General features: G+C 64.6%; 14 protein-coding genes, 1 other RNA gene and 1 pseudogene. 7 read left to right on the top strand and 9 right to left on the bottom strand.

Annotation, left to right across the window (positions count from 1 at the left end):
• The first annotated feature begins 33 nt into the window (after window positions 1–33).
• A complete protein-coding gene (locus AC0L2J_RS33735; RefSeq protein ID WP_473395875.1) occupies window positions 34–1,383 on the top strand; it encodes an AmpG family muropeptide MFS transporter in 1,350 nt (449 codons plus the stop codon).
• A gap of 127 nt (window positions 1,384–1,510) precedes the next feature.
• On the opposite strand, the gene AC0L2J_RS33740 is transcribed toward AC0L2J_RS33735, so the two are convergent.
• The 5 genes from AC0L2J_RS33740 to ffs all read right to left on the bottom strand — a co-directional run bounded on the left by AC0L2J_RS33740 (window position 1,511) and on the right by ffs (window position 4,941).
• Entirely contained in the window at window positions 1,511–1,948 is a 438-nt protein-coding gene (locus AC0L2J_RS33740) for a hypothetical protein (RefSeq protein ID WP_007604679.1), read from the bottom strand.
• Window positions 1,949–1,973: 25 nt separating this feature from the next.
• On the bottom strand, window positions 1,974–2,576 hold the full coding sequence (recR, locus tag AC0L2J_RS33745; RefSeq protein WP_007604678.1) for a recombination mediator RecR: 603 nt from the start codon (window positions 2,574–2,576) through the stop codon (window positions 1,974–1,976).
• 1 nt (window position 2,577) lies between these two features.
• Complete coding sequence (locus tag AC0L2J_RS33750) at window positions 2,578–2,907, bottom strand: YbaB/EbfC family nucleoid-associated protein (RefSeq protein WP_007597704.1); 330 nt, start codon at window positions 2,905–2,907, stop codon at window positions 2,578–2,580.
• 25 nt (window positions 2,908–2,932) lie between these two features.
• Entirely contained in the window at window positions 2,933–4,750 is a 1,818-nt protein-coding gene (locus tag AC0L2J_RS33755) for a DNA polymerase III subunit gamma/tau (RefSeq protein ID WP_063994226.1), read from the bottom strand.
• Between the two features lie 94 nt (window positions 4,751–4,844).
• An RNA gene (gene ffs / locus AC0L2J_RS33760) (signal recognition particle sRNA small type) lies at window positions 4,845–4,941 on the bottom strand.
• Window positions 4,942–5,167: 226 nt separating this feature from the next.
• Between ffs and AC0L2J_RS33765 the strand changes: the two genes are divergently transcribed.
• From AC0L2J_RS33765 to AC0L2J_RS33790, 6 genes and pseudogenes are all read left to right on the top strand, one after another.
• Window positions 5,168–5,923 (top strand): SDR family oxidoreductase, encoded by a 756-nt coding sequence (locus tag AC0L2J_RS33765; RefSeq protein ID WP_035974609.1) that lies wholly within the window; start codon window positions 5,168–5,170, stop codon window positions 5,921–5,923.
• Window positions 5,924–6,021: 98 nt separating this feature from the next.
• Window positions 6,022–6,201: pseudogene (locus AC0L2J_RS33770) on the top strand (cycloisomerase); the annotation flags it as partial.
• A gap of 164 nt (window positions 6,202–6,365) precedes the next feature.
• A complete protein-coding gene (locus AC0L2J_RS33775) occupies window positions 6,366–6,785 on the top strand; it encodes an HIT domain-containing protein (RefSeq protein ID WP_007604673.1) in 420 nt (139 codons plus the stop codon).
• 11 nt (window positions 6,786–6,796) lie between these two features.
• Complete coding sequence (gene nudC, locus AC0L2J_RS33780) at window positions 6,797–7,735, top strand: NAD(+) diphosphatase (RefSeq protein WP_007604672.1); 939 nt, start codon at window positions 6,797–6,799, stop codon at window positions 7,733–7,735.
• Window positions 7,736–7,743: 8 nt separating this feature from the next.
• On the top strand, window positions 7,744–8,697 hold the full coding sequence (locus AC0L2J_RS33785) for a sugar kinase (protein WP_473395872.1): 954 nt from the start codon (window positions 7,744–7,746) through the stop codon (window positions 8,695–8,697).
• 67 nt (window positions 8,698–8,764) lie between these two features.
• The gene (locus AC0L2J_RS33790; RefSeq protein WP_007604670.1) at window positions 8,765–9,274 is read left to right on the top strand and encodes an Lrp/AsnC family transcriptional regulator; all 510 of its coding nucleotides are present in this window, start codon (window positions 8,765–8,767) and stop codon (window positions 9,272–9,274) included.
• A 150-nt stretch (window positions 9,275–9,424) separates the two neighbouring features.
• On the opposite strand, the gene AC0L2J_RS33795 is transcribed toward AC0L2J_RS33790, so the two are convergent.
• The 4 genes from AC0L2J_RS33795 to AC0L2J_RS33810 form a co-directional block, all read right to left on the bottom strand.
• Entirely contained in the window at window positions 9,425–10,924 is a 1,500-nt protein-coding gene (locus tag AC0L2J_RS33795; RefSeq protein ID WP_473395873.1) for a phosphomannomutase/phosphoglucomutase, read from the bottom strand.
• 157 nt (window positions 10,925–11,081) lie between these two features.
• Entirely contained in the window at window positions 11,082–11,429 is a 348-nt protein-coding gene (locus tag AC0L2J_RS33800) for a HepT-like ribonuclease domain-containing protein (protein ID WP_473395874.1), read from the bottom strand.
• Window positions 11,419–11,715: a nucleotidyltransferase family protein gene (locus AC0L2J_RS33805; protein WP_050992535.1), complete on the bottom strand. Its 297-nt coding sequence runs from the start codon at window positions 11,713–11,715 to the stop codon at window positions 11,419–11,421. Before AC0L2J_RS33805 ends, AC0L2J_RS33800 begins: the two co-directional genes overlap by 11 nt.
• A 62-nt stretch (window positions 11,716–11,777) precedes the next feature.
• The gene (locus tag AC0L2J_RS33810) at window positions 11,778–12,287 is read right to left on the bottom strand and encodes a TIGR02281 family clan AA aspartic protease (RefSeq protein WP_007604668.1); all 510 of its coding nucleotides are present in this window, start codon (window positions 12,285–12,287) and stop codon (window positions 11,778–11,780) included.
• Window positions 12,288–12,699: the final 412 nt, after the last annotated feature.

The following is a 12,699-nucleotide window of genomic DNA, read 5'->3' on the forward strand; positions in this document are numbered from 1 at the left end:
CGGCGTCTGTGGGCCTCGAAGCTCGCTGCGCGGATTCGAAATACGCACCGGCCTGTTCGCATCAAGAAGTCCTGGCGTGACAGCCTTGCCGTCTACCTGCAACCGCGGGTGCTGATCGTGCTGTTCCTCGGCTTCTCGTCCGGGCTGCCGCTGGCGTTGTCGGGCTCGACGCTGCTGGTGTGGATGCGGGAATCCGGCGTCGATCTCAAGACCATCGGGCTGTTTGCGCTGGTCGGCACGCCCTACACGCTGAAATTCCTGTGGGCGCCGCTGGTGGATGCGATGCATGTGCCGCTGTTCACGCGCGCGTTCGGGCGGCGGCGAGGCTGGCTGCTGTTCTCGCAATTGCTGCTGATCGCAGCGATTCTGCTGCTGGCGCTGACCGATCCCGCGCGCTCGCCATTCTACGTCGCGCTCGGCGCATTGCTGGTGGCGACGGCCTCGTCGACGCAGGACATCGTGGTCGACGCCTTCCGCGTCGAGAGCCTGCCGGAGAGCGAGCAGGCCGCCGGCATGGCGTCCTATGTCGCGGCCTATCGCATCGGCATGCTGGTCTCGACCGCCGGCGCGCTGTTCGTCGTCTCGGGCTTCGAGGGCACCGGCATCACCCGCACCTCCGCCTGGATGTGGGGCTATGTGGTGATGGCGGCGATGGTGCTGATCGGGACGATCACGGCGCTGGTTGCGACCGAGCCCGAGCAGTCGGTGCGGGCGGAAGCCGCGACGCAGACGCAGACCGCGTTGGCGCGCGTGCTGCACGCGGCGATCGGCGCCTTCTCGGAATTCCTGACGCGCAAGGACGCGCTTGCGGCACTCGCCTTTGTCGTGCTGTTCAAGTTCACCGACGCCTTCTCCGGCACGATGACCGCGCCGTTCGTGATCGACCTCGGCTTCTCCCGCAACGACTATGCGGCGATCGTGAAGGGCGTCGGCCTCGCGGCGACGCTGATCGGCGGCTTTGCCGGCGGCTTCGTCGCGAGGCGCTATTCGCTTGCGACCAGCCTCTGGATCGGCGGCGTGGTGCAGGCGCTCGCGAACCTCTCCTTCTCCTGGCTGGCCTTTGTCGGTACCAGCCAATGGGCGCTCGCCTTCGCCATCACCTGTGAGAACTTCACCAGCGCCATCGGCACGGTGATCTTCGTCGCCTATCTTTCGGCGCTCTGCCAGAACCCGCTGCACACGGCGACGCAATATGCGCTGCTGACCGCGCTTGCCGCGGTGGGGCGGACCTATCTCTCGTCAGGCGCCGGCTTCGTGGCTGATACCACCGGCTGGCCGCTGTTCTTCGTGATCTGCATGCTGGTGGCGATCCCGAGCCTGGTGCTGCTGGCTTGGCTGCAGAAGCGCGGGCATTTCGATGCGCTGGGGCCGGTGAGGGTTTAGGTCGACTCTCTTCCCTTCGTCATTGCGAGCGAAGCGAAGCAATCCAGACTGCCGCCGAGGAGACGGTCTGGATTGCTTCGTCGCAAGTTCTCCTCGCAATGACGGAGAGAGCAGAGCGCCCCGCACCCTACTGCTTCTTGATCAGGCTCCACTTCGTGATCACGGCCTCGCTCATCTGGCCGGGATCGCTGGCGCAGGCGATCTCGTCGACCTTGACCGAGATTTCCTTGCCGGTGAACGTCTTCAGCTGTGCGGCCTGCGCATCGCCGCTGGGAACGAGCTGGAAGGTTTCGGGCCCGGTCTCGAGATTGCACAATCCGTTCGGCGGCGGCAGCCGGCGCGGCTCGGAGGTGATCTGGTACATGGCAATCCGCTTGCCGACGTTCTTGACGTCGCGCACTTTCATCGTGTTCAGCTCGCCCGAGAGCACCTCGCCGGCATTGATCGGCTTGCCGGGCCTCGACGGCGGCGGAGCCCCGTCGTCCTGCTGCGCGGAGATGGCCGGCGTCGCCAGCATCGTCAGCGTCGCGACCAAAGCCCATCGTTTGGCGAAAAGTTTCGTCATGTCGTCCGTTCCGTAAGTCTGATGGCTAGAACAGGGTACGCTGCCGCATCGCGGCGGATAGCGTACCTTCATCGAGATAATCAAGCTCGCCGCCGACCGGCACACCATGGGCGAGCCGGGTTACTTTTACGTTGGCGTCCTGAAGCAGGTCGGTGATGTAGTGTGCCGTGGTCTGGCCGTCGACGGTGGCATTCAGTGCCAGGATCACCTCATGCACCTGCGCCTCATGCGCGCGCGCGACCAGCGCCTCGATGGTGAGGTCCTGCGGGCCGACGCCGTCGAGCGGCGACAATGTCGCGCCCAGCACGTGATAGCGCCCTTGGGTGGCATTGGCCCGCTCCAGCGCCCAGAGATCGGCAACGTCGGCGACGACGACGATGATCGAGGGATCGCGCCTCGGATCGGTGCAGACCGTGCAGGGACTTTGCGTGTCGATGTTGCCGCAGGTCTTGCAGACCTGGACCTTCTCGAGCGCAACCTGCATGGCCGAGGACAGCGGCATCATCAGCGCTTCGCGCTTCTTGATCAGATGCAGCGCGGCGCGCCGCGCCGAGCGCGGGCCGAGGCCCGGCAGCCGCGCGAGAAGCTGGACCAGCCGCTCGATTTCAGGACCTGCAACAGCGCCCATCCTACTGGCCGAACAGCCCCGACAGCCCCGGCGGCAGGCCGAGCCCGCCGGTGAGCGACTGCATCTTCTCCTGCATGGCGGCTTCCGCCTTGCGGCGGGCCTCGCCGAACGCGGTGACGAGCAGATCCTCGAGCACCTCGCGCTCTTCCGCCTTCATCAGCGAAGGATCGATTTTCACGCCCTTGACGTCCATCTTCGCGGTCATGCGCACGGCGACGAGACCGCCGCCGGAGATGCCCTCGACCTCGACGTTGGCGAGCTGGTCCTGCATCTCCTGCATCTTGGATTGCAGCTGCTGCGCCTGCTTCATCATGCCGAAAATATCGACCATCGGTGCTGTCCTTGGAAAATTGGCTCTAGAGATCGTCGCCGTCGGAACCGTCGGGCGGATCGTCACTGCCATAGTCGGCATTAATATCGGATTCCGGCGCCTCGGGGGCAAGCCTGCGGACCTCGACGACCTTCGCACCCGGAAAACGCGACAGCACCTCGCGCACGCGCGGATCGGCCTCGGCGGTACGCGCATGTTCCTGCTTGGCCGCTTGGCTCACCGAGCGCAGCGTCGGCTGGCCCGGCTCGTTGGAGACGATCACGGTCCAGCGGCGCCCGGTCCAGAGCTCGAATTTGCGCGCAAGATCGGAAATCATGGTCTTGGAGGCGTTGGGCTCGAGCGCAACTTCGAGCCGGCCTTCCTCGAAACGAACGAGGCGCATGTCGCCTTCGAGCGCGCCCTTGGTCAGGAGATCGCGCTTCTGCCCGGCCAGCGCGACGAGCTGGGTGAAGCTCGTGACGCGCAATACGGGCGCGGCAGCTTGCGGATCCGGCGCGGGCGCAGCCATTTGCGGACGGGCACCACCGCCGCCGAACGAGGACGGTGACGAAGTCGGCATGCGAACCGGCGCTGCGGACGCCACCGGCCCGGCCGGCGCGTTGCGCGCGGCACTGCCGCCGCTCACGACCGGCGAGCCGCCGCCGTTCTGCTCCAGCATCTTGAGCGCTTCGTCCGGCGTCGGCAGGTCGGCGACATAGGCGATGCGCACCAGCACCATCTCGGCGGCAGCCGCGGGCCGCGTCGCGGCCTGCACCTCGGTGATGCCCTTGAGCAGCATCTGCCACATCCGGGACAGAACTCGCATCGAGATCTTCGAGGCGAAATCCCGCGCGCGCACGCGCTCGGTCTCGCCATAGGCAACGTTGTCGGCGGTCGCCGGCACGATCTTCACGCGGGTGACGAAATTGACGAATTCGGCGAGATCCGAGAGCACGACGATCGGATCGGCGCCGACGTCGTACTGGTCGCGGAACTCCCTGAACGCGGATGCGATGTCGCCACGCGCCAGCGAATCGAAAAGATCGATGACCCGGGTGCGATCGGCGAGCCCCAGCATCTGCCTGACGGCATCGGCCTTCACGGTGCCTGCCGCATGCGCGATCGCCTGATCGAGCAGCGAGAGCGAATCGCGCACCGAGCCTTCCGCGGCGCGCGCGATGATGCCGAGTGCTTCGGGCTCGATCTCGACGTTTTCCTTGGCCGCGATGTTGGCGAGATGCTTCATCAGCACGTCGGCCTCGACGCGGCGCAGGTCAAAACGCTGGCAGCGCGACAGCACGGTCACCGGAACCTTGCGAATCTCCGTCGTGGCGAACACGAATTTGGCGTGCTCCGGCGGTTCCTCCAGCGTCTTCAGGAAGGCGTTGAACGCCGCCGTCGACAGCATGTGGACTTCGTCGATGATGTAGACCTTGTAGCGGGCGCTGGCCGGCGCGTAGCGGACGCTGTCATTGATCTGACGAACGTCGTCGACGCCGGTATGCGAGGCCGCGTCCATCTCCAGCACGTCCATGTGCCGGCTTTCCATGATCGCCTGGCAATGCACGCCGAGCGTCGGCATCTGGACCGTCGGGCCCTTCACCGAGCCATCCGGCATCTCGTAGTTGAGTGCACGGGCAAGGATGCGCGCGGTGGTGGTCTTGCCGACCCCGCGAACGCCGGTGAGGATCCAGGCCTGCGGAATGCGGCCGGTCTCGAATGCGTTGGAGACGGTGCGGACCACGGCTTCCTGGCCGATCAGATCATCGAAGCTGGAAGGACGGTATTTCCGCGCCAACACCCGGTAGGGCGTGCTGGCCTGGCCGGCGCTGTCAGGGTTGGGAGGGGCGCCAGCGTCGGTCATCGGTCGATCCGCAATGAAGTGTCTTTCGGCCGGCTTTGCGGAAAGGAGCGCGCTGGCGGCCCGAGCCGCCGGCGCAATTCGCTCGGAAAAACAGGTAGGAGACTGACGAGCGACCCGATCCGGACCTCGTTAGGGCTGCTTCCTTCCGGACCTGACCCGGTTGGCGAGTGGCTCGTCCACCGCCAATCTCCCGGTCCCTATTTGGGGCCAAAAGGACCGGAAAGCAAGCGGGTATCGGCTTGAACAGGCTGGGCTTCATGGTGGCTTGCTCAGCATTCGGGCAATTCCCGGTCTGCCCAGCCGATAGACCCGGCGCTGCTGGTGAGCGACAATCCGCGGGAGGCGGCGACGCGCGCCTTCCTCAGCCATTTCCTTCCACCGCACCGGCGCATTGCCGCCGGCCACAACGGCTTCGTGATGTCCGAAATCAATCGCGTCTATCTCGTCACCGGCGCCGCCAGCGGCATCGGCCGTGCCACAGCAAAACTGCTCGCAGCTCCCGGCGTCGGGCTCGTGCTGCATACCCGATCGAATGAGGACGGCCTCAAGGCGACCGCCGCGGAAGCCAAAGCAAGCGGCGCGGCTGTTGCAACATGCCTCGGCGATCTCGCCAATGAAGTGGCCCTGACGCTTGCTTGCGCGACCGCCCATCTCGATTTTGGCCGGCTTGACGGATTGATCCTGGTCGGAGGTCACGCCCGGCGCGGCAGCGCGATCGGCACGCCCGCGGATCAATTCCTGCAGGCGATGGACGAATCGGCCCTCGCCTTCACACGTTTCGTCAAGCTTGCTCTTCCGCAGCTGCGTGCGGGACGAGATGCGCGGATCGTGGCGGTATCGTCCTTCGTGGCGCATGCGATTCGACCCGAATTCGCGCCCTTCGCCGCGACGGCTGCGAGCCGCTCCGCGCTCGAAGCGCTGGTACGGCTCACTGCAGTCGAGCTCGCCAAGGAGGGCATCACCGTCAACGCAGTCGCGCCGGGCCTCATCGTCAAGGACAAACCAAGCGAAAGCCGGCTTTCACCCGAGCAGATCGCCGCGACCGAGGCGCTGATCCCGATGGGCCGCCGCGGGCGGTCGGAGGAAGTCGCCGAGATCATCGCCTTCCTCGCCTCGCCAAAAGCGTCCTACGTCACCGGCCAGGTCTGGCACGTCAATGGAGGCCTGACATGACCGAAGCGACCGTCGAACGTCTCAGGCTGTCCTGGTCGGAAGCGCGATCAAGATGGCGCATCCAGGGCGTCGGCAATTTCATCTAGAAGGTCAAGACCGGCGTGAAGCCGCATCGCGAGGATCTCGAGCACCTCCCCGCGATCCGCAACGAGTTCGACGACAAGGTCGACCTTCGCGTCGATTACAACCAGGCCTTGGCGCCGTTCGGCGCCATCAAGATCTTGCGCGACGTCGGGCAATTTGCGCCCGAATCTTCGCCAAACCCAATCCGGTGGTAAGGGGTCCTGGATCTGCGCTGCGCTTGTCCAGGACGACGATCGCGTATGCGGCTGCCGCGGAGCGCGATCCTTCCCCTATCGGAATCGCTGTCGTATGGTCCGCATAAATATTCAGGGGTTCCGCCCCGCCACGCCCGACCCCATCGGGCCATCCGGAAACCTTCATGTCCGAACCCGCCTGGTCGCTGCACTCCCGCCTGAAAGAGGACACCATCGACATCGGCGATTTGCCGCTGTCCAAGGTCTTGGTCATCAAGGACGCGCATTATCCCTGGCTGTTGCTGGTGCCGCGGCGCGCGGATGCGGTGGAGATCATCGATCTCGACGAGGTGCAGCAGGCGCAATTGATGACGGAGATCTCCCGCGTCTCGCGCGCGCTGAAGGAGATCACCAGATGCGACAAGCTCAACATCGCGGCACTCGGCAACCTCGTGCCGCAGCTTCACGTCCACATCATCGCGCGCCGTACCAGTGACGCCGCCTGGCCGCGGCCGGTCTGGGGCGTGATGCAGCCCTTGGCGCACGACGCCACCGAGGTGCAGAGTTTCATCAGCGCGCTTCGCCGCAAGATCTGGTTGGGTTGAAAGAACAAGAAATGTCAGCATTCGATTCGTTTCCGCTGGGGCAGCCGGCCTTCGTCACCAACATTCTCGACCGCGCCGCGCATCTGCGCCGCGACGACGAAAAGCTGTTCGCGATGGAGCAGAAGCCGTCCTCGCGCGCCTATGTCGTCTACCGCGACTCGCTGCTGGTGAAGCGCGAGGGCGAAAAAGTACGCGCGCTGCTCGGAATCGACGAGGCGCTGAAATGCGGCGCCAATCCCGGCACGATCTTCCTCGGTCTGCGCGACGGCGCCGCGATGTTCGGTATGGGCCTGTCGCAGGCCGCGTCCGAGAAGCTGGTCGGGCGCGAGGACTACGCTCTCAGCGAGCTGCGCGGCATGGCGATGCAGGGCGCGGTGCCGCCGCAGGAGCTGTCGGCGATCGCGATGGCGAAATCGATGGTGAGCTGGCATCAGCGCCACGGTTATTGCGCCAATTGCGGCACGCGCAGCGCGATGAAGGAAGGTGGCTGGAAGCGGGAGTGCCCGAGTTGCAAGGCCGAGCATTTCCCGCGCACCGACCCCGTCGTGATCATGCACGTCGCCGCCGGCGAAAAGTGCCTGCTCGGCCGCCAGAAGCAGTTTCCGCCGGGCATGTATTCGTGCCTCGCCGGTTTCGTCGAGGCCGCCGAGACCATCGAGGACGCGGTCCGGCGCGAGATTTTCGAGGAGTCGGGGATCCGCTGCACCGACGTGCAGTATTACATGACCCAGCCGTGGCCCTATCCGTCGTCGCTGATGATCGGGTGCAGCGCGCGGGCCGTGAGCGAGGACATCGTCGTCGATCACTCCGAGCTGGAGGATGCGCGCTGGTTCACGCGCCAGGAGGCGGCCTTGATGCTGACGCGGACTCATCCGGACGGGCTCGCCGGCCCGCATCCGTTTGCGATTGCGCATCATTTGCTTGGCCGCTGGGTGCACGACAAGAGCTGAGACCGGAGATGGCGCACTCTGTGATCGCGCCGCGCATCCTCTGCATCGGCATTCCCGTGCGCGACCTGGCGTTTCGGGTCGAGGCCGTACCCGCGCGCGGCAGCAAGGCCAACGCCACGCATCTTGCGGAGATCTGCGGCGGCAACGCACTCAACGCGGCGATCTCGATCGCGCGGCTTGGCGGCCGCGTCGCGTTCGCAGGTCCGATGGGCGATGCGCGGGAGACGTCGAGCGGCTTCATTCTCGAGCGCATGGCATCGGAGAATCTCGACACAAGCCATATCGTGCGCATACCTGATGCGACCACGCCCGTCTCTGCCATCATCATTGACGCGACGGGCGAGCGAACGCTCACGATCTATCGCGATCCGGCCCTGTGGACAGTCGAGCTGCCCGACGCCGACAAGCTGCTCGCCGATTGTCAGGCAGTCCTCGTCGAGAGCCGCTGCGCATCGTTCTGCACGGACCTCTGCACTGAGGCACGCCGGCGCGGCATTGCCGTCATCGTCGGCGTCGATCGCGCGATGTCGTTGCACGACGGACTGCTCACGACAGCGTCGCATCTACTATTCGCCAGCGAACAGGTTCAGCAGACCGCCGGCATCGCCGATGACGGCGATGCGTTGAAGCGCCTGGCCGCGCTCACGCCAGCCTTCCTCGCCGCCACCCGCGGCCCGCGCGGCACGATCTGGCTGAACGAGGCCGGAGAGATCGAGGAGACGCCGGCGTTCGCAGTTCAGGCGGTCGATACGCTCGGCGCCGGCGACGTCTTCCATGGCGCCTTCACGCTTCGCCTCGCCGAAGGCGGCGGCGTGGGGCAGGCGCTGCAATTCGCCGCGGCCGCCGCGGCGCTGAAATGCACCCGCCATGGCGGTGGCCTGGCCGCCCCGCAACGCGTTGAAGTTGAAGAACTTTTGCGAGGCGAGCACCGCAGCAATTCGAAGGACGCGCTGAGAATATAAGCTTGCCGTGGAAAGATTTTCTCTATATCAGGGAAAACGTCCCTTGAAATGGAACAAAGTTCTTCAAATGACCGATCTCGCCGTCCCGCTCCCCGAGACCAGCCGCCGCCTCGACGCCATCGACCGCAAGATTCTGATGGTGCTGCAGGACGATGCCTCCCTCTCCGTCGCCGAGATCGGCGACCGCGTCGGCCTGTCCTCGACCCCCTGCTGGAAGCGCATCCAGCGCCTGGAGGCCGACGGCGTGATCACGAAGCGCGTGGCGCTGGTCGACCAGAACAAGATCGGGCTCGGCATCTCCGTGTTCGTGTCGGTCGAGAGCTCCGACCATTCCGACGCCTGGCTCAAGAAGTTCGCCGAAGCCGTCAGCGCCATGCCCGAGGTGATGGAGTTCTATCGGATGGCCGGCGACGTCGACTACATGCTGCGCGTCGTCGTCGCGGACATGCAGGCCTATGACGTGTTCTACAAGAAACTGATCAGCGCCGTGCCGCTGAAGAACGTCACCTCACGCTTCGCGATGGAGAAGATCAAGTCGGTCACCGCGCTGCCGATCCCGGCGGTGGTGGCGGCTTAGGGCTCACCACACGCAACCTGTCATCGCCCGGCTCGACCGGGCGATCCGGTATTCCAGAGACGACGATCGGGTACGGATAAGCCGCGGCGTACTGGATGCCCCGGTCAAGCCGGGGCATGACAGCCGCGTGCCTGGCGACTTGCTTGCGCCTCAAATCTTCTGATTGTACTCGCCGACTTCGGGATGGGTGCGCAGCACGCTGTTCACCATCTCGAACATGTCATGCATGCGCTGCTCGGAGACCGGGCTCTCGACCACGACGACGAGCTCGGGCTTGTTGGAGGAGGCACGCACCAGGCCCCAGCTGCCGTCCTCGACCGTGACGCGGACGCCGTTGACGGTGACGAGATCGCGGATCGACTGGCCGCCGATCTTGGCGCCCTTGGCCTGCAAGCCCTCGAAGTGCTTCACCACTTTGTCGATGACGCCGTACTTCACCTCGTCGCCGCAATGCGGCGACATGGTCGGCGACGACCAGGTCTTCGGCAGCGCGTTCTTGAGATCGGCCATCGACTTACCGGGGGCGCGGTCGAGCATGTCGCAGATCGCGAGCGCCGACACGAGACCGTCGTCATAGCCGCGTCCATACGGCTTGTTGAAGAAGAAGTGGCCGGACTTCTCGAAGCCGGCGAGCGCACCCGTCTCATGGGTGCGGCGCTTCATGTAGGAATGGCCGGTCTTCCAGTAGGTGGTTCTTGCACCCTGCTTCCGCAGCACCGGATCGGTGATGAAGAGGCCGGTCGATTTCACGTCGACGATGAACTGTGCGTCCTTGTGGATCGCGGACATGTCGCGCGCCAGCATCACGCCGACCTTGTCGGCAAAGATCTCCTCGCCGGTGTTGTCGACGACGCCGCAGCGATCGCCGTCACCGTCGAAGCCGAGACCCACATCGGCCTTGTGCTGCAGCACCGCGTCGCGGATCGCGTGCAGCATCTCCATGTCTTCGGGGTTCGGATTGTATTTCGGGAAGGTGTGGTCGAGCTCGGTGTCGAGCGGGATCACCTCGCAGCCGATCGCCTCCAGCACCTGCGGCGCGAACGCGCCGGCAGTGCCGTTGCCGCAGGCCGCGACGACCTTGAGCTTGCGCTTGAGCTTCGGACGGCTGGTGAGATCGGCGATGTAGCGCGCCGGATAATTCTCGTGGAATTGATAGGAGCCGCCGGCCTTGTTCTTGAACTCGGCGCCCAGCACGATCTCCTTCAGCCGCGTCATCTCGTCGGGGCCGAAGGTCAGCGGGCGGTTGGCGCCCATCTTCACGCCGGTCCAGCCATTGTCGTTGTGCGAGGCCGTGACCATGGCGCAGCAGGGCACGTCGAGGTCGAACTGGGCGAAATAGGCCATCGGCGTCACCGCGAGCCCGATGTCGTGCACCTTGCAGCCTGCCGCCATCAGGCCGGAGATCAGCGCATATTTGATCGAGGCCGAATAGCCGCGAAAATCGTGACCGGTGACGATCTCTTGGCTGACGCCGAGCTCCGCAATCAGCGCGCCCAGCCCCATGCCGAGCGCCTGGATTCCCATCAGGTTGATTTCCGTCTGAAACAGCCAGCGCGCGTCGTATTCGCGAAAGCCCGTGGCCTTCACCATCGGCTCGGATTCGAAGGCATAGGTGTTGGGCAGCAACACGGATTTCGGCTTGGGGAACATTGAGACGGTCTCGTGAAAAAGAGCCAGATTTGATGCAGCCTTAGCGAATGCCGGGCTGCAGCGGAAGGCGGGAATGGCAGCTTATGGATGATAATTGCGGCAGTTTGGTAACGGGGTTTGTACCCGCAACGAGATATGCATCTCTGACCAGAATGGGCTAACTCTGCAGGCGCGCAACCCCCTCTTCAACGACCGCCCTTAGAGGCGGAAGAGCCTGTTGAACCGTCTCCCACACAAAGCGGGCTGCAACGTCCTCATGGTTGTGGCGATAGACATTGCCCGCAGCCGCCATCTGCTTCCACGCGATCGCTGGGTGCCTCGTTTTCAAGTCATCAGGCAGGCGGCGAGATGCTTCTGAAATGATCTCCAGGCACCGCGTTACCGCGTAGACGGTCCGTAGATCTGCCGCGAACCCATCGCGATCACGGCCTCCGGCGAACTCGATCGCCAAATCGATGTGATGCAAGACGTCGCGGAGAGTCCCCTCGATGCGATCAGAAGGCATAGACAGTGTCAGCCGTCGCTGCGGGAGCGACGTATGATTTCAGGCCGTCCCGGTTGACGACGTCAACGGGCTCGTCAAAAAGATTGGCAATATATTCTTTGAGCTCGACGTAATCGAAGACCGTGATCCGCGCATCCGGATCGATCTCGACCATGATATCGACATCACTGCCGGAATGACTTTCGCCCCTCGCCACCGAGCCAAACAACGCTGCATGCAAAACGCCCCGCTTGCGCAGGGCCGGTTCAGACTGTCGCAGGATGGCAATCGCGTCGGGACTGTTCATCGGCAGAATATAGCATGCCGCCCGCCTCAGTGGGAGGGCCTAGCGAGGCCGCCGGGGCGAACTTACTGCTCCAGCACCATCTGACCGTTGGCGTATTCGAAGCGCTTGAGGCGAGAGAGGAAGGAGAGGCCAAGCAGGTTCTCGGACAGTGCTTCGTCGGGCAGCACCATGGCATCGACATCGCGCACGACGAGGCCGCCGATATCGAGCATGGCGATGCGGGTGCGCGCGGCCTTGATGGTGCCGTTGGCGGTGGAGACCGTGGCGCTGTAATCGCTGCGCGAGGGACGCAGGCCGAAGCGGGCGGCCGAGGTCTCGTTCAACGCAACCACCGAGGCGCCGGTGTCGACCATGAAGCCGATGCGCTGGCCTTCGATCCGGCCCTCGGTCTGGAAGTGGCCACGGCCGTCGCGGGGAATGTTGAGGCTACGGCCGCCGGCCGGCGCGGTGGACGCGACTGCTACCGTACGCTGCACCGACGTCGCCGAAGCGGAGCTCATCCTGTCCGCCATCTGCGCCATGAAGGTGCCGAGGCCGATCATGATCGCCGCGAAGATCATTATGTTACGCATCACACCACTCGAAGCCGAAGCTCGATTTCACCACGCGGGAGGCCGCTCCGCGAGCGACGCTGCGGCCAGAGCGGTGCTATTTTGACGAAAAGGATGAGTGGACGGTTAATGCGCCGGTCGTCGCCGATACGACATATATTCAACCTGAGGTGCCCGCGAAGCGCGCGTCTCGAAGGGCGAGGCCACCAGCGGGGCCGTCATCCTTCGAGACGCTTGCTACGCAAGCTCCTCAGAACTTGAGAATGTTTTGCTCCCGCCGAGAGAGTTTTGCATTGCCTGGAGAGCGGTGACCCCAAGGTTTTCAGCTGAACCGGCCCGCTGATGGGGGCTTTGTTGGCGCCTGTTGGTGCGGGCTCGCCTATTTATGCCGCTTGCGCCTTGGCGTGTAAGGCGAAGAAGCGCATCATGTTGT

The organism is Bradyrhizobium sp. MV1.5 (assembly GCF_055807615.1).